Origin of the sequence: Planctomicrobium stercoris (genome assembly GCF_051465655.1) — a bacterium.
In the GTDB taxonomy this organism is placed as follows: domain Bacteria; phylum Planctomycetota; class Planctomycetia; order Planctomycetales; family Planctomycetaceae; genus Planctomicrobium.
On record NZ_CP195791.1, the window covers coordinates 3,178,090 to 3,193,832 of the forward strand.

Annotated in this window: 15 protein-coding genes, 1 tRNA gene and 1 pseudogene; 8 read left to right on the plus strand and 9 right to left on the minus strand. The window is 54.8% G+C overall.

The genetic code is table 11. The features are described from left to right. Positions 1-66: 66 nt before the first annotated feature. Positions 67-465 carry a hypothetical protein gene (locus SH661x_RS12965; RefSeq protein WP_437222019.1) on the plus strand — a complete coding sequence of 133 codons (399 nt, stop codon included), beginning with the start codon at positions 67-69 and terminating at the stop codon, positions 463-465. Positions 466-627: 162 nt separating this feature from the next. Here SH661x_RS12965 and SH661x_RS12970 read toward each other — a convergent pair whose 3' ends face one another. Continuing rightward, positions 628-1,746, minus strand: coding sequence for a formylglycine-generating enzyme family protein (locus SH661x_RS12970; RefSeq protein WP_437222021.1), 1,119 nt, complete (start codon positions 1,744-1,746; stop codon positions 628-630). 48 nt (positions 1,747-1,794) lie between these two features. After that, on the minus strand, positions 1,795-2,712 hold the full coding sequence (locus tag SH661x_RS12975; RefSeq protein WP_437222023.1) for a beta-propeller domain-containing protein: 918 nt from the start codon (positions 2,710-2,712) through the stop codon (positions 1,795-1,797). 692 nt (positions 2,713-3,404) lie between these two features. On the opposite strand from SH661x_RS12975, the gene SH661x_RS12980 reads away from it, so the two are divergent. The 3 genes from SH661x_RS12980 to SH661x_RS12990 all read left to right on the plus strand — a co-directional run bounded on the left by SH661x_RS12980 (position 3,405) and on the right by SH661x_RS12990 (position 6,395). Continuing rightward, positions 3,405-4,097, plus strand: coding sequence for a 3'-5' exonuclease (locus tag SH661x_RS12980; protein ID WP_437222026.1), 693 nt, complete (start codon positions 3,405-3,407; stop codon positions 4,095-4,097). A 39-nt stretch (positions 4,098-4,136) separates the two neighbouring features. Further along, positions 4,137-5,375, plus strand: coding sequence for an ISL3 family transposase (locus SH661x_RS12985; protein ID WP_437222029.1), 1,239 nt, complete (start codon positions 4,137-4,139; stop codon positions 5,373-5,375). 390 nt (positions 5,376-5,765) lie between these two features. Continuing rightward, on the plus strand, positions 5,766-6,395 hold the full coding sequence (locus SH661x_RS12990) for a DUF4145 domain-containing protein (RefSeq protein ID WP_437222031.1): 630 nt from the start codon (positions 5,766-5,768) through the stop codon (positions 6,393-6,395). Between the two features lie 277 nt (positions 6,396-6,672). Here the strand turns inward: SH661x_RS12990 and SH661x_RS12995 are convergent, their stop codons facing one another. Continuing rightward, positions 6,673-7,710, minus strand: coding sequence for an IS630 family transposase (locus SH661x_RS12995; RefSeq protein WP_437221960.1), 1,038 nt, complete (start codon positions 7,708-7,710; stop codon positions 6,673-6,675). 623 nt (positions 7,711-8,333) lie between these two features. On the opposite strand from SH661x_RS12995, the gene SH661x_RS13000 reads away from it, so the two are divergent. After that, entirely contained in the window at positions 8,334-8,768 is a 435-nt protein-coding gene (locus tag SH661x_RS13000) for a hypothetical protein (RefSeq protein WP_437222034.1), read from the plus strand. 51 nt (positions 8,769-8,819) lie between these two features. On the opposite strand, the gene SH661x_RS13005 is transcribed toward SH661x_RS13000, so the two are convergent. Further along, on the minus strand, positions 8,820-9,119 hold the full coding sequence (locus SH661x_RS13005; protein ID WP_437222037.1) for a hypothetical protein: 300 nt from the start codon (positions 9,117-9,119) through the stop codon (positions 8,820-8,822). Between the two features lie 760 nt (positions 9,120-9,879). On the opposite strand from SH661x_RS13005, the gene SH661x_RS13010 reads away from it, so the two are divergent. Then, positions 9,880-9,968 (plus strand) — tRNA-Ser (locus SH661x_RS13010). Between the two features lie 238 nt (positions 9,969-10,206). On the opposite strand, the gene SH661x_RS13015 is transcribed toward SH661x_RS13010, so the two are convergent. Next, the gene (locus tag SH661x_RS13015) at positions 10,207-10,839 is read right to left on the minus strand and encodes a tyrosine-type recombinase/integrase (protein ID WP_437222039.1); all 633 of its coding nucleotides are present in this window, start codon (positions 10,837-10,839) and stop codon (positions 10,207-10,209) included. 9 nt (positions 10,840-10,848) lie between these two features. Further along, on the minus strand, positions 10,849-11,097 hold the full coding sequence (locus SH661x_RS13020; protein WP_437222042.1) for an integrase core domain-containing protein: 249 nt from the start codon (positions 11,095-11,097) through the stop codon (positions 10,849-10,851). 77 nt (positions 11,098-11,174) lie between these two features. On the opposite strand from SH661x_RS13020, the gene SH661x_RS13025 reads away from it, so the two are divergent. After that, positions 11,175-11,468 carry a hypothetical protein gene (locus tag SH661x_RS13025; RefSeq protein ID WP_437231196.1) on the plus strand — a complete coding sequence of 98 codons (294 nt, stop codon included), beginning with the start codon at positions 11,175-11,177 and terminating at the stop codon, positions 11,466-11,468. Here the strand turns inward: SH661x_RS13025 and SH661x_RS13030 are convergent. The 3 genes and pseudogenes from SH661x_RS13030 to SH661x_RS13040 all read right to left on the minus strand — a co-directional run. Beyond that, positions 11,355-11,636 (minus strand): annotated as a pseudogene (locus tag SH661x_RS13030) (transposase); the annotation flags it as partial. The gene SH661x_RS13025 and the pseudogene SH661x_RS13030 sit on opposite strands and share 114 nt — an antisense overlap. After that, positions 11,554-12,351, minus strand: coding sequence for an IS110 family transposase (locus tag SH661x_RS13035; protein ID WP_437222045.1), 798 nt, complete (start codon positions 12,349-12,351; stop codon positions 11,554-11,556). The gene SH661x_RS13035 and the pseudogene SH661x_RS13030, both read right to left, overlap by 83 nt. Next, positions 12,305-12,889, minus strand: coding sequence for a hypothetical protein (locus SH661x_RS13040; RefSeq protein ID WP_437222047.1), 585 nt, complete (start codon positions 12,887-12,889; stop codon positions 12,305-12,307). Before SH661x_RS13040 ends, SH661x_RS13035 begins: the two co-directional genes overlap by 47 nt. 231 nt (positions 12,890-13,120) lie before the next feature. On the opposite strand from SH661x_RS13040, the gene SH661x_RS13045 reads away from it, so the two are divergent. Beyond that, entirely contained in the window at positions 13,121-15,691 is a 2,571-nt protein-coding gene (locus tag SH661x_RS13045; RefSeq protein WP_437222050.1) for a PVC-type heme-binding CxxCH protein, read from the plus strand. Positions 15,692-15,743: the final 52 nt, after the last annotated feature.

Here is a 15,743-nt window from a genome sequence, read left to right on the forward strand (position 1 = left end):
GGTGTTCAAGTCGATTGAACCGAATTCGTGCAGGCCGTCATTCTTTGAGTTTCAGGAGAGGTTGACATGCGCCACTTGCAGTGCATTCTCGCGTTAGGTCTGTTGCTTGGTGCCGGCTGCGGTTCCAGCGGATCCCGCGTTGAGTCGGGCAAAGTCGAAGGAACCGTGCAGTTTGGATCGGCTCCACTTGTCTCCGGCACGGTCCTGCTATTGAACGAGAGCAATGGAGTTGGTGCAACGGCTGTCGTCGAAGACGGGAAGTTTCAGTTTTCCGAGGCAATTCCTGTCGGCGATTACAAGGTGGCCGTCGGTCCGCTGCCTGCTCCTCCTCCGCATCTCCCTCCGCTGCCAAAAGACAAAGTGGTGAAGCTCCCCAAGAAGTATGGTAAGTCAGCCACCAGCGGCCTATCCGCGACAATCAAGAGTGGTGAGAACAAGCTGCAGTTTCAGCTGGATACCATGTAGTACAGCAGCAGCTCAATTCTGAGCTCCCGGTCCGTCACCATTCGCGACGAGACATTCCAAGATAAAGCAGAAACGCTAGCAGCCTTGTCCTGCTGGCGTTTCTGCTTTGGTAAACACTTGGGTGCTCACGCAGTTGTGTGACGACCTCGGTCACGCTTCCTCTCAACGGGGCTTGCCCAGGCAGATGCGGAAGCCGTCCCGGGAATCCGAATAAGTGACCGACAGAATGCCAAGTCGCACCGCGCATCGCGCGTTGCCGGGAACATCATAATAGTTCCCTCCGCGACAGACGGGGTTCGCAACGGTCTTCTGTTCTTTGTCGAGGTAATGCACCTCTTCGTGACCGCCGGTCGGGTCGAAGTGGTCGATGACGAACTCCCAGACCCCGCCGCACATGTCCGCGAGACCGAAACCGTTGCGGCCCCGTTCACCGTAGTGATCGACCGGAGAGGCCATGGCATACCCGTCGCTCCAGGGCAGCTTCGCTCCGGTCCAGACATAATCTTTTCCGGGAAGAAAATCGATGGCGGAGATATTGAGCCTCCCTTTGGCATCCTCGAGATTGTCCCCCCACCAGTAGAAGCTGCTGTCCTGGCGACCACCGCGACAGGCATATTCCCATTCCGCTTCCGTCGGAAGCCTGTAGACGTGGCCGGCCGGGAGTCTCCCCGCCTCCTTCTCCTTCTGGGTCAGCCAGGCACAGAAGGCTTTCATGTCGTTGTAACTCACGCACACGACGGGAAAGTTCTCTTCCTGCTTCACACCATAGTTCGGATCGCGCCAGCTCTTGTCGTCCATATCGGTCCAGGGATGAGGCGGCTCACCGGAGTGCGTGATATTCGGCTTCCAGTTCTGATCAAAGCACTGCGTCCTGCCGCCTGGCTGCTCGGCATCGGTGATGTACCCGGTTTCATCCACGAACCTGCGGAACTGACCCACCGTGACAGCGGTCCGTCCCATCCAGAATCCCTCCTTGACCTGCATCTCCCGGGGCTCCCCTTCATAGCCCTCCCGGACCCCGCCCCCGGATGAGAATAAGGCTCCCCCATCCTGGCCGACAGCCCACTCCTTTTCGGCTGCTGTACTTCCCATCTTGAAGCGGCCCGGCGGAATGTAGACGACTTCGAGAGCCACTTCCGAGCCCAGATCGATGGTCTTTGCTGCTCCCTGTTTAACGTCTTCCGCGTAGAGCGCTCCCCCCATCATGAAGGCAAAGACAGAGTTCAGTAGGCAGAACAAAGAACCCGCCCGGACAGGAATGCAGACTCGGGAACAGTGCATCAAGTGACCTCCAGCAAAAGGTTGGGGAATTTTCGGGGAACATTCAAGCTACTTTGCATCCAGCACTCGCACCATGCTGATCGACTTGATCAGATCGTGGTTGGCGAACTTCCAGACGAGCCGCTTTTGCTGATCGCGCGTGACTTCGAAAGCATGTGCCCCGCGTCCTTCCTGACCTCGCAGAAAGTTTGCCACAACTACGTTTCCGTTTTCAAGCACCTGCAGTCCGGTGACCCAGCTGAGATTCACTTCCGGAATGTCAGCCGCTGTGAGTTCCCAGACAATCTGTTTCTCAGGCGTCACTTCGATAATCCGCTTCTGGGTTCCACATCCAATCAGAGTGTTGCCGTTCGCAAGCCGGATGGCTTCAAAAGTCTGGGTCACTCCCGGATACTCCCAGACAACTTTGCCAGCTTGATCGTACTCGCGGACAACCCCTTCCCCTTCATGAGCTGCCAGGACATGTCCGTCGGAGAGCTGATGTATACAACGGGTCTGAAGATGTGCCACCTTTTCGGTCGTGGACATCGGCACCGTCCGGACAATTTTCCCTTCTCGATCCACCTCGACAGCCTGACACGGCCCCTGCTCGGCCAGCAGCACATTTCCCGACGGCAAGAGATCAAATCCAAGAACCTGCTCACACTTGGACTGGTAGTCGAAAAGAACCTGATGATCCCGATTCACCTCCTGAATGCGCCCCGGGTGGCCGCCGTCCGCAAACAGAACGTTTCCATTCGGGGCAATCTGAAAACAGACAGAAGCGGTTGGGAACGGATGTTGCCACGTCAGGGCCCCTTCCTCATCAAACTCGGCGAGGCGGTGATTCGCTCCGCTGTACTCACACACAATGACGCGATGCTTGACTCCTTTGGAATCCTGCTCCTCCTCAGCGTTGGCGCCGGAGAGGAGAACACCTCCATGGAACAAAACCACCACGGCAAGTGTGAAAATTCTGGTTTCCATTTCGTTCCTTCCGAGTCATGAGCAGGTAGGAGAAGCCAGCTGGCCTCCCATGGGAGTTTGTTGATATCTGATTATCAGATTTAAAATGATTTTCCAATCGTGGAACCCAGCGAATCGCGAATTGACGGGCGATTCTTTCGAAACTCAACGCTGAACACCACCCCAGCCAGTCCACCTGCGAGCTTCGAGTGAGAAGGAGGTGCGGGAAGCCATTTCGAATGTGCGGCTGACTTCTTCCTCAGATGGAATCATGCGAATCCCGAATCCGTGAAAAGAAAGGACCCGCCATTCCGATTCGGTGCGAGCGAAAGGAAGGCGGGTCAAGAAACCGGGTTTTCCCGGAGCATTCTGATGGTCGTCGCTGGGGTTCTCGCACAACCAGCCAGCGGTGAGGCAATGATTTTGGGGCCTCGTTGGATATCCACGGGAACTTCGGTGGATTTCCATAGTGTTTTCGAAGTTGCTTCAGTATGCATTCGCCATGTAGAACGATGGAATGAAGAAGAAAGCCGCCAAGACTGAGACGACACGGGGACCAGCTTTGCACGTTTGGTGCAAGGAGGAGGACCAGGAAGCGTTCCGTATCGCCGCCGATTCTGAGGGCTTCAATACAGTCTCAGCGTGGGTTCTCTATCACCTGAGACGAATTGCCAAAGAGGGACGCAAATAATCCGATCCAGAAAGGGCCAATCATGAGTGCGGGCATTTCATTCCATTCAATCCACGAAACACCAGTTGCCATTATCGACTTTGAAACTACCGGACTCACGGCAGGTGCAGACCGGGTGATTGAAGTTTCAGTTGTGAGGGTCGATCCAGGCGAGAAACCCAAACTCGTATTCGATACTCTGGTCAATCCTCATCGGAAAGTGTCAGCAACAGAGATTCATGGAATCACTGACAGTGATGTGAAGGATGCTCCGTCATTCCATGAGATAGCCGGGGAATTGCTCGATGTTCTCAGCGGGTGCGTGGTGTCGGCATACAACGTCTACTTCGATATCAAATTCTTGAATTTCGAGCTGTCCAACGCGGGCGTCGATCATGAACCGCCACATTTCTGCCTGATGTATATGCGCCCGCTTCTTGGCCTTGGTTCGAGATGTAAACTCCAGGATGCGTGCAAGCTTCACGGGATCGACTATGCCGCTTCGCATGTCGCTGCACATGATGCCATGGCTTCTGGAATGCTTCTCCGCCAATACCTCAGAGAAATGGAGTCTCAGAACCTGAGGACTTACGACGACCTAACTCGTCGGAGCAGTTATAAATTCCTAGACAGCTTCGTGAATAGCCCTCTGCCTGGCTCTTCACAGTTTGGCCTTAATCGATGTAATCGCAGATCTTCGGGGTCTTCCCGGAATTTTGTGGGTGAGGTTGTTTGAATCTGGCGGGAGTGTGGTCAGTTTTGGAAGCTGTTGTTCATGAACACACTTTCTGAGCATTACGGGTTGTTGCTGGGGCTGGACCGGTCCTGGCGGGTGGTGGATGTCGATCTCTCGCTGGAGGAGAAGCGGGTTCAGATTCAGATTGAGCATGTGCCGGGAGCAGCAGTCTGTTGTCCGGAATGTTCGGCGGTGCGGCCGCTGAAGGATCATGCTCCGCAGCGGTCCTGGCGGCATCTGGACACCATGCAGTTCGAGACCCTTCTCACCGCTCGCATCCCTCGCACCGAGTGTCCCGACTGCGGAGTGAAGACGATTGAAGTCCCCTGGGCCGAGCCGCACGGACGGTTCACATTGGTGTTCGAAGCCTTTGCCGTTCGTCTGCTGCAGGTGGCCAGCAGCATCGAGAAGGCCCGGCTTCATCTGCGGCTGAGCTGGATGAGCGTGCAACGGATTATGGACCGAGCGGTCGAACGGGGATTGATCACTCGAGACCTGACAGACATCAGGCATGTCGGCCTGGATGAGAAGAGTTTTCTGAAGGGGCAGGACTACGTGTCTATCATGACCGACATCGATGGCAGCCGAGTCCTGGAAGTCTCCCCCGGACGTGACGAAACCGCAGCCGACACGCTGTGGAACACCTTCTCCTGGGAGCAGAAGGAACAGATCGAAGCGGTGGCGATGGACATGTGGCAGGCGTATCAGAACAGCGTGGATGCTCATGCTCCTGATGCAGAAGTCGTGCATGACCGGTTCCACATCGCCAAGCATCTGAACGAGGCTGTCGATCAGGTCCGGCGAGCCGAGCACAAGTCTCTGATGAAAGAGCAGGACGAGACGCTCAAGGGGACACGCTCGTTGTGGCTTTACAACCTGGAGAACCTCAGTGAGCAGAAGCGAGCGGAGTTCGAGCAGATCAAAGGTGCTCAGCTGAAGACGGCTCGGGCGTGGGCCATTCGAGAACAGTTCCGCTGGTTCTGGGACTGCCGGAGTGCGGAGGAAGCGGACGAGTTCTTCCAGACCTGGTTCAGCTGGGCCATCCGTTGCCGACTCAAGCCGATCAAGCGTGTGGCGAAGATGATCAAAAAGCGGATCGACAACATCCTGAGCTGGTTCCGCCACCAGATCAGCAACGCCGCAGCGGAAGGGTTCAACAGCATCATTCAGTCCCTGAAATCCGCCGCCCGAGGATTCAGGAACTTCGCCAACTACCGAACAAGAATCCTGTTCTTCTGCGGCAAACTCAAGCTGCTCCCAGAATCAGCAAGCCATTAAATTGTGGGAAGAACCGATCTTCGAGAGTCGGTCATGTCTCTGAAGTGCAGGTAGATCCATCAGTACAATCAATCCGCGAATATTGGGACTCATTGAAGGCCGTCGTTGCCGACTTGCAAATTACTGATGAAGAAATCCAATTCATTATCGCTGAGAGAAAACGTCTTGGCCTAGCAAAAGAACAGGTGCGTCTACTTCACGCAAGGGCGTTTGCGAGCGTGATCAATCAATTCTGTGCTGACGATTGGCTGGACGACAAGGAGACTGTGAAATTGAACCGATTGCACACCTGCCTTCAAACCCTCGGATGGGCACCTGGAAACTAGCTCAGCAGTTCGAATCAGCGAAACGGTGATCGTTCCAGACGGGAAGTAGCAAAGGGAAACGGTTGTGTCTACTTTTATCAGCCATTGCCCCCACTGCGGAAATACGGCTCCTCAGGAGGAGTACGGCAGATATCATACATGCGACGATTTTGAAACGAATGCCTTGTGGACATGCTACTTCTTCATGAAATGCCTGACTTGTGATCGCCCCCTCTTGTATGAAGCAGAGCATCACTCGCGTCTAGACCCCGCTGAAACTCCCTTCAACGCAGCTTGTTCAAACACACTGCAATATCCTGTAATGAAAGGACTTGCAATGTGCGTTCCAGAAAAAATTCGACAGCGATACTCTGAAGCTGCGAAAATTAAAAGACTTTCCCCAAACGGATTTGCGAACCAAATTCGCCGGTCATTGGAAGCAGTTTGCAACGATCGGGGAATCAAATCTACTACGCTCCAAAAGGCCTTGCAAACGCTGTCAGATCGCGGAGAAATCCCCGACAGACTTGCAGAAATGACGGATGTCCTCCGCATGCTTGGCAACATGGGGTCTCACGATAGTGATGATGAAGTTCAGCCAGAATTCGTTCATCCGATCGATCAATTCTTCAGGGCAATAGTCGAGTACGTATATGTCGCGAGACATAACCTCGATGAGTTTAAGCGTATGCTCGATGCCGTAGGGAAAAAGTGAAATTCGGGAGAATCCAATTCTGTGGAACGTCTCTCAGGTCATCCCTGCAACGCAACGCGTCTGAAGTGCCGAAAACTGCGGTTTCAATTGAACCCCCAAACACAAACTCGCCCGGACAGATCCACCATCCGGGCGAGTGCTTCAATGAGCCTGCAAAAAGGAGGTAGACGACTCAACGCAAAGCAAACAGTGTGGGCGAGTCTTGAGCGTTTTGTTGTCGAATTGCTATTTCAATAGGCGTTTTCTAAATAGGACCTCCACGTCCTCGGAGTGAGTTTTAAGCGGCTTTGGCGAAGGAGTGTCGCATGTCGAGGTAGTGATTATTATTCACCTCGAACCATTCGTACGCCTGGTCAATCAGTTCTTCCAAGGTCTGGCAGCGGTGGTTTCTCGTGATCGTCTCGTGCAGGTGCCACCAGACTCGTTCAATGGGATTCGACTGCGGAGCATACTTGGGAAGAAAATGGACTTCGATCCGGTGACTCCATTTCTGCAGATAGGCTTTCACCGCTTTCGAGTCATGAAATTTGGCGTTGTCACAGATGACATGGATCTTCCGGAAGCTCCTGAGTCGGAAACGCAGGTCGTCCAGATGGGCCAGGAACTGGACCGTGTTTCGTCGCCAGCAGGGACGACTCACCAGCAGTGTTCCCGTCCCCCAGATCAGCGAGCCTGCCACATGGCACTTCTGATTGTTCCCCGGCGTGACCACCTCGGCCTGCTGACCTTTCTTCATCCACATGCTGCCAATCTTGGGGTTCAAATTCAGGTCCACTTCATCCTGAAAGACGGCGACTTCGTTGTGGGAAAGATTCTTCAGAAGATGTTGGATTGCCTGAAATTTCTCAGCGTGCTGGGGATCAACCGGGCCGACCACTGGACGGGGGCGACGCCAGACCAAGCCCAGCCGATGCAGTCCCCGGCGGATCGTTTCTCCGCTCAATCGCAGGCCGGTTTCAAACGCCAGCAGGTGAGCGAGCGTTTCACAGGACCAGCGGGAGCGGAAATATCCAAAATCCCGGGGAGTGGACTGAGTGACCCACCGCAGGACCTGTGTCATCCAGACTGGAAAGGAACGCTGCGGAGACGGTTTTTGCAGAACAGCAGCGACTCCCCCTTGCGTGAACAATTTCAACGTGGTCGAAATCAGGTCGAAGCTGCAAAACAGCACGGTTTTGATCTGCTGCCAGGTCAGGCCTTGGGCCCGGAGCAGAACAATATGAGCCCGTCGAGAAGTGGAGAGATCGGCTCCAGAGCGATAGGCCTGCAAAAGCATCTTGCGTTCCTGAGCTGTGAGCTGGATACTGCCATCCATGGCTTGACTCCTCGAAAGGGAAGTGGTGGTACACCTCCCCAACGTAGACCAAGCCTGTTTTTGTTCCTACACCAATCGAAAACGACGCTCCGGAAACGATGTGGAGCTATTTAGGTTACAATCCTGCTGACTCTTGGCGTTCAAAATGAAAGGGGAACCGTACTGATCGATTCGTTTTGATTGTTCCCGGTTTGACCGGGGGCGACTCCAGGCTGAATGACTGGCTTGGACAAATCCTTAACGCGTCGCGGTGGTTCCCACCAAGGAGTCAGTGTGTCCAGTTCGTTCTCGCGTCAGGCAGCAAAAATGCGTCCTTTCGTAGTTGCCGCATATGTTTTGCTTAGCGCTGGTTCTCTGGCTTGTAGCTTCTATCTTGCTTGCCACAAGCTCCCACATGCTCCGTGGTTTCTCGCAGCTTCTTTTGGATTCGGCCTTTGGGCATCTGTGACTGCAACCTGTGAATCAGTGAATCCCGTAGATGTGACGAAGCTGATCGAATTGGCGGGCTGGAAGAGGCATTCACAGCAGCCAGAGCAGTCCCGCATCGGTCAGGGATAAATTCTGATCCTATGAGGAGCAGAAATCGTTATCGTGGTGACTTCCATTCTCACGGAGCCATCACCATGACACCAGATTTCAAGCTGCCTACGGACAACCTCTACAAATTCCTGGCCGTATTCGGCCTTGCCCTGATCGCTCTATCTGTCTGGGGGATGATCAAGGGAGCTTCGAGTGAAGTCGAAGAGAAAGCTCGAATCCTCTTGGCACAGAAGCAAGTCGAAAGCCATCTGGCACTTCACATCTTTAACGATGAGAAGTCTCTGGAAGATCAGAAGACAGAAGACGCCTGGAATTCTCTCAAGGAAATTGAAGCCATTCAGGACGCAAGGAAGACTCTCGACAAGTTTCTAATGGATGGCGTTCAGATTTTATTCTGGTCCGGAGTGTCACTCTCCATAGCCGGGTTTTCTCTTTGGTGGTGGAAGGTTCAGAGATTCCACGACAAAATTCTTCTGTCGGAAGCACAGGCAAAGAGTGAGGGTGTTACCGTAAAGTAAAGCCCCCGCCCACCAGATCGGCAGGCGGGGAGAATCGTTCATCCGCTTCGGCTATGTGATTCCCGGCAAGCCTGCAAATGGCATTTTGTTGGTCACTTCGTGCTTGGTGTAGTACGCGTTTTCTGGTGTGGGGTCCTCGATCCACTTGCCAGCCTCATCGAGCAGAACGGGAACGCTTGTTCGTTGGGGAACAGGGGTTGGCCAGTTGTTTTCTGCAGCTTCATCGATCTGGTCTTCTGAGGGTGGAATGTAGATGTCGTACAGCTTTCCGCTGCCCCCCTTCTCCTTGTAACCCTGGCTGAGAATCTCCAGGTCGAATCCATCCTCATCAACGTCGTCATAGGGTCGCATTCGGAACCCTGCTATTGCGGTATGATTTCCGCCTTGCCCGGTTGAGGTGTCCGAAATCGGACACGTTCAGGAATGCCATCACGTTGCACCTTGCGGGCTGATGTCACGGAACGCTCGCTCACATTCAGGAGCTTGGCCGCATCCGCAACGCAGACTTGAGTCTGCCCAAAACTATTCGGCACTTGTGCGGAACTGTTTTTTACGGCTCTCTGGTTTCCCTTTGTGGCACCAACAGTCATCGTCGCCTACTTTGCAGCAATCGAGGCTCGCTGTGTTTCTCTGAGGTGATGACGATGAAGGTTCATCGCGGTTGCGGAAGCTTCGTTCTCTTCTGCCCACTAAAGTAATTCAGGGGCGTCAGGCCAGTTCAACGCCACAATTGCAGAGAGCCCTGATTGTGCAGTAGTTGTCATCAGACACCCGGGGAGCTTTTCAGCCTTTGGACAGATACGGCCACTGACGATTGAATTGCTTCAGGGCTTCCGAGCCGTCGGGATCCTCTGAAATCTTCCCGAAGTAATGAAACGACTGCCTGATTTTCTCAGCCCAACGTCCGCTGGCATGTGGAAACAGGGGAAAATCCGGATCTGGCTTTGCTGGCTTGCCAGATGTCTGGGAATCATTAGACTTTGCCATCACTCCACCTCACTCAAAACGTTGTGGAGTGTCCAATTCAGGCTACGTGGTGTCAATTTTGGTGTCAAACTACAGGTTTGACACAACCGCAAAAGAGACGCAAGCTGTTAACCTGAAATGGTTTGGAGAGATGGCAGAGTGGCCGATTGCGCAGCATTGCTAATGCTGTTACCATGTCAAAGTGGTACGGGGGTTCGAATCCCCCTCTCTCCGCTTGATTCAGACTCCCCACTGCAAGTCCTTTGAAAATCAGGGTTTGCAGTGGGGAGTTCTCATTGGCACAGTCGACTGTGCCGAAACTGTGCCAATCAGGGTGAGAGCGGATCAAGGGGACGGTCCTGAGTGGGTGTCTTGGTTCTCATCGGAGGTGGGGCGGGTTGTCTCCCTCTTTCTCAAAAACCTCTTCAAAAAAAACTTCCCGGCGCCACGCTGGCTCCGGATGATGCTGCTTTCAATATAACTTCACCTGTTCCATCTGACGACGGGATTCGTCGTCGTGCAGATGATCGTAGCGGTGGACCATCTTGCTGTTGCGGTGTCCGAGCCAGCTCATCAGCACCCGTTCCTTCACACCTCGATTCGCACAGTTCGAGCAGAAGTAATGTCGGAATGAGTGCAGGCGTCCATCAATGAACCCAGGATCGTCTCCCTGTGACGGAAACCGGGAAGACAATGGTGTCAGAACATCGCGGATCAGGATCCGCCGGACGGTATCGGCCTTGATCCTGCCTCCCAGCGGTCCGTGGAAGACCTTGCCATCCAGATGATGGGTGAGCTGTTCCAGCACGATCCGCAGTTCGTCCTGGATAGTGAACGAGCGACTATAGCCCGATTTGGTCGTCCGCTTTTCGCGGGTGCCGCGAGTCTTGTGCGCGGTTTCGTCGGTCAGGGTGATCATCCCTTTTCCCAGATCCACGTCCGTCCAACGAAGTGAAGCCAGCTCTGAAATCCGCAGGCCGGTTCCAGCCAGTCCGATGACGACATTCTGGAGCCCGTGGAGTTCCTCCGTATTGCAGTGTTCAATGATGGCCTGCACCTCTTCCTTCCGCCAGCAATACGTGTCCGTTCCGTCGGCCTTCTTCACCGGGTACGCTCAAAGCCCTTGACGAGTCCACCGACAAAGCACTTCACTTCGATCTCGTCCAGTCGCAGCGTCTCGACTTCTTCCGGATCGTCGCTGGCGACACATGTGGCTGCGGTTCCGGTTGTAATAGTCGCTAAACTCCGCGACGAGATGGCCCAAATGCTGCTTACCAAAGATGATGAATTTTGAAAGGCACTCTGATTTGATCGTGCCAATGAACTTCTCGCAGCGCCCATTTACACACGTTGTCAATTGCACCGGATTGTGATGGTGCGTGTGGAACTTTTCAGGTGGTGCATCCGTTTCATCCCTTCTCCGGCCGTGAGTTTCGGTTGGTGGCGTTTCGCCAGAACTGGGGTGAGGAGCGGGTGTATTTCTACCACGATGATCAGCGGCTGATCTCTGTACCGCTGTCGTGGACGTCGCTTGCGGCGGTGAACCCGTTTGACCCCCGCGGAAACCCATTGACTGGGGCAATCAAACGCGATAGCGGGGACATCACGCAGGGTCGAACGCATTCGGCGAGTGATCGAGCTTTCCTTCAGCCGCTGGTTGTTCTCGCCGCTGTTGCGACAGCCGGGAGTCAGTCCCCAGTAGTTCGCGAGACTTCTGGCTCGAGGGAAGCGTGAGACGTCGCCGATCCCAGCAGCCAGCGAGATGGCTGTGAACGCGCCGATCCCCGGCATGGTCTTGAGTAGCTGGGCATTGGGGTTATCACGTCCTCGCTGTGCGATCAGCTTCTCCAGTTCCAGCAGTCTCTCCTGAATCTGCTTGAGATCGGCTAACAGGAAGTTCATCTCCAGTCGATCGATCTGGGGTAATGAAATCTCTCGGAGCCAGGCAATCGCCTTCACGGTGGGAAAGGTCTTCGTCGGCAGCTCCCATTGCAGGTTGTGTCGCCGGAGGATGTGCTTGATCTTGTTGACCAGCTGGGTTTGTGCCTGACCCGCTTCTTTGCGCAGCGTGCTGAGCTTGCGGGTTCTCCTGCTGAGTGGTGCTGCAGATGTTGACCTGCCGCAGCCCGCGGACGGGTTTGCCTTCGAGGAAGCGATCCCGGTTCACCCACAGCAGTTCACTGAGAGCCGCTGCATCACGCCGGTCGGTCTTGCAGCGTTTGCGTTCCTCCGGCTGAATGAGGATGACCTTGTGGCACCGGTAATCCCGCAGCATCCGAATCAGCCAGTCGTTGAACCCGCACACTTCGACGACCGCGATGAACTGTTCATCCCGCTGAGCACAACTTCGCGTGAGCTGATCGAAGAACTCGAGGACCTTCTCAGGCTGCGTGGAGACCTGACGAGCGAGCAGGACGTCGCCACCCTGGTCACGCAATGAAACAGTCAGCTGACGGGCATGTTGATCGATACCAAGAAAGAGCATGACGCGGTTCTCCTGTGAGAAAAAGGTTGGGACACTCCCACACTGGAAAATCCCGCTCCCAAATGCAATTGCTCTTTCATCGATATCAAAGGGTCTCCGTGAATTCGCGGCGGAATTTCGTGTCCCGGTCATGCATCACAATATCGGGCTTGTGCTCCCGTCCGGCAGTCTCATCAATGAACTTTCGTGTCTGTTCACAGACCCAGGCTGACGTGGGATGCTCGGTCGACTCCGATACGATCACTTCTCGAGTCGAGACGCAGAGCCACACCAACACATACATGTCCCGTCGTCCTCGTCTGGTCACGGTCTTCACGCTGAAGAAATCGGTCGCCCAGAGAGTCTCCTTGTGGCGTTCCAGGAAATTGGACCAGGAGTCGCTGGTTCGATCGTGACCAGGCTGAATCCCCTCCTCCTTGAGAATGTTCCGAACGGTCTGCCGGCTGATCTTTTTAATCCCCAGTTTCCGAAGCTCACCAAGAATCCGGGAATATCCAAACCCGGTTACCGTCGCAATCTGGATGACGAGTTCTCGGATCTCTCTGGGCTTCCGCTGGCCTCCCTTCAGGTTCTGTTTCCGTTTGGGAGTGCCCTCTTCCTTCAGCCAACGGTAGAACGTCGAGGGGGACACGATTGTCAGCAGTTCTTCCACTGCTCTTCCCACTGCCAATCGCCCTTTCGCCGACACTCAACGCCTGGTTCTAGTGGTCAATTCGTCCCAAGCCATTGAAGTTTAATGGCTTGCAAAATGATTAAATTAACGTAAGAACCGCAAAATCTTCAGTAAAACTGGACGCCACTTATCCGCGAGGATCTGTACACTTCTGCCAAAAACGGTCGGAGAGAACAATCATTCGAGTTTTCATTCAATAAAATTCTTATCGGGGTTGGGGATTTCGTGATGAACCCATATCGTTATTTTTTCAGCCCAGTGTGCGTTTACGCAGGGTTCGCGTTCTTAACTTGCTCGGGAGCTGCAGCAGAAATTGCAATCCCGAAATTGAGTGATGACCGCCTGGAAATCGAATTGATGGCGGCGGAACCAGACATTGTCACTCCGATAGGCCTCGCGATTGACAGTAGTGGAAGTCTCTTCGTCGTCGAGTCGCACACTCATGAGCCGAATGAAAACTACAAGGGACGCGATTCAGATGTGGTGAAGCGTTTCACGATGAGAGCAGATGGGACGCTGGGCCCGCCCACTGTCTTTGCGGAAGGCTTCCGTCATGCGATGACGCTGGCGTTTTCGCCGAACGGAGAACTTTATCTGGTTCATCGCAACGGCGTCATCATCCTGCATGACGACGACAAGGATGGTCAATGCGACCGACTCACGGAAGTGCTGCGTCTTGAAACGACGGCGAGTTATCCGCACAACGGCCTGAGTGGAATCGCCTTTGGAGCGGATGGCTGGCTGTACCTTGGGACTGGAGAAAATCTCGGCGAGGATTACACGTTGCTGGGAAGCGACGGATCCCGATGGAAAGGGAGCGGCGGGGATGGGGCGAACGTCTTTCGCTCGCGTTATGACGGCAGCCATGTGGAACTCGTGGCACGCGGCGCCTGGAATCTATTTGGCCTGGAATTCGATCGCAGTGGAAATCTCTTTGCCGCCGATAACGACCCTGATGGCCGCCCGCCATGTCGACTGCTCCACATCATTGCTGGTGGCGACTATGGATATCGTTACCGTCTGGGACGTCATGGGCAGCATCCATTTCAGGCTTGGGAGGGGGAACTTCCAGGAACGCTTCCAATGACGTCGGGAACAGGCGAGGCACCGTGCAGCATCTGCCGACTTGATCGAGCGGCCCTCCCCAAAGGCTACCAGGACGCGATGGTTGTCACATCCTGGGGTGAACATCAACTGGAGCTTTATCGTCCAATGCCGCGTGGAGCTTCATTTGCTTCCAATTCGGAGATTTTTGTCAAAGGAGGACAGCTTTTCCGCCCAGTGGGGATTGCCACTTCCCCTTCGGGTGACATTTACGTCACCGACTGGGTCAATGCCTCATATCCGGTTCACGGACAGGGGCGGATCTGGCGAATTCGGGCTCGAGAAGGCGTAGAAACAGTAGCCCCTCTTCCTGCTCCAACAGAATGGACTCCCAATTCTTCTCAGCAGAAGATGAACGACCTGCTTGGCGATGGCGCGACTGAGGTCAAACAGAAGGAACTGCTGACCGCACTCGCTTCAGATGATCCATTTCTTCGAAGCACCGCGATGCACCGGGCAGCAAGACCGGTATTTCGTGATCGCGTTCTGATGGCCACTCAATCAGAAGACCCAGCACTCCGCGCTGGAGCGTTGCTCGCGCTACGACGTTCAGTAGAAGACTGGACAGGCACGGCGGGGAGATTCCTGAGCCCGACGATCAAGGTCGATGAACGGGAAGTTCTTGTCCGTGCTTTACGAGATTCCTCAGACGATGTTCGAATTATCGCCCTCGCCTGGATTGGGGAAGCCTGCCTGACGGAACTGCAATCGGAGATGGAAGCAGCCCTCACTCAAGTTCCACCGTCACCTCGAGTGTTTCGAGCCTATCTTGGCGCGACCGAGCTCCTCGCCGATCCAGCGGCATCCCGCCAGGGACGACCGGTGGCACAAACTGTCTATGAAGACGCCCGAGGAAAGGTCTTGGAGCAGTTTCTGCTTGATCCCGCTCGACCGACTTCAGTCCGTCAGCTGGCCGCCGCCATGCTGAGTTCTTCACACCGGCAGAGACTGGCGCCACAGTTAATCGAGATCAGCTTCTCTGGTGATGAGTCTTTGCGGTTGGAAGCAGTGCGAGGCCTGATCGATATCCCCGGCGAGTCGATCAATGACGTCCTGAAGAAGATTGCGAATGACAAGAGCCAACCAGAGCGACTGCGGGCCGAAGCTGTCTGGGGCTTGGGGCGACGAGGGGCCGGGGAGTCGCTTCGACAGTTGCTCGGTGATCCCTCACCAAGCGTCAACTTGGAGGTCCAACGTGCCACATCTCCGGTCAATGAACGTGAAAGCGAGTCGCGTCCCGAAACGCTGGCTCAATGGCAGGCAGCGACGGAAATGAGCGGCGATGTTGATACTGGCCGCAGAGTGTTTTTTGGCAGCCAGGCGAATTGCAGTACCTGCCACCGGATCCAGGGGCGCGGTGCCTTCGTCGGCCCGGACCTCTCCCAGATTGCCCGTAGCTCAACTCGCGAGAAACTTGTTGAATCAATTTTGGAACCGTCTCGCGAAATCGGACCTCTGTACGCCCAGCATCTGGTGCAATCGGCTGACGGCAGGACGGTGGCCGGACTGTGGATCAACCGCGGACCTGGCCAGATGCAGCTGATTACCTCCAAAGGCGAAACGATCAGCATTCCGGAGGATCAGATCGAAGATCATCGCATCTCGGACCAGTCGCTGATGCCGACCAGACTCGAGCAGTCTCTTACAGTGGCCGACTTCCGTGACCTGATCGCCTTCCTGCTCAGCCTGAAGTAGCTGACTTCAGGTGCCCCTCCTGCCAGAACATTCACCATGAGGTTCTGGACAG

Bases quoted from the DNA above. Each gene is read 5' to 3' on its own strand.
- SH661x_RS12965 (WP_437222019.1), top strand. From the start codon at position 67: ATGCGCCACTTGCAGTGCATTCTCGCGTTAGGTCTGTTGCTTGGTGCC.
- SH661x_RS12970 (WP_437222021.1), bottom strand. From the start codon at position 1,746: ATGCACTGTTCCCGAGTCTGCATTCCTGTCCGGGCGGGTTCTTTGTTC.
- SH661x_RS12975 (WP_437222023.1), bottom strand. From the start codon at position 2,712: ATGGAAACCAGAATTTTCACACTTGCCGTGGTGGTTTTGTTCCATGGA.
- SH661x_RS12980 (WP_437222026.1), top strand. From the start codon at position 3,405: ATGAGTGCGGGCATTTCATTCCATTCAATCCACGAAACACCAGTTGCC.
- SH661x_RS12985 (WP_437222029.1), top strand. From the start codon at position 4,137: ATGAACACACTTTCTGAGCATTACGGGTTGTTGCTGGGGCTGGACCGG.
- SH661x_RS12995 (WP_437221960.1), bottom strand. From the start codon at position 7,710: ATGGATGGCAGTATCCAGCTCACAGCTCAGGAACGCAAGATGCTTTTG.
- SH661x_RS13000 (WP_437222034.1), top strand. From the start codon at position 8,334: ATGACACCAGATTTCAAGCTGCCTACGGACAACCTCTACAAATTCCTG.
- SH661x_RS13005 (WP_437222037.1), bottom strand. From the start codon at position 9,119: ATGCGACCCTATGACGACGTTGATGAGGATGGATTCGACCTGGAGATT.
- SH661x_RS13035 (WP_437222045.1), bottom strand. From the start codon at position 12,351: ATGACCGGGACACGAAATTCCGCCGCGAATTCACGGAGACCCTTTGAT.
- SH661x_RS13045 (WP_437222050.1), top strand. From the start codon at position 13,121: ATGAACCCATATCGTTATTTTTTCAGCCCAGTGTGCGTTTACGCAGGG.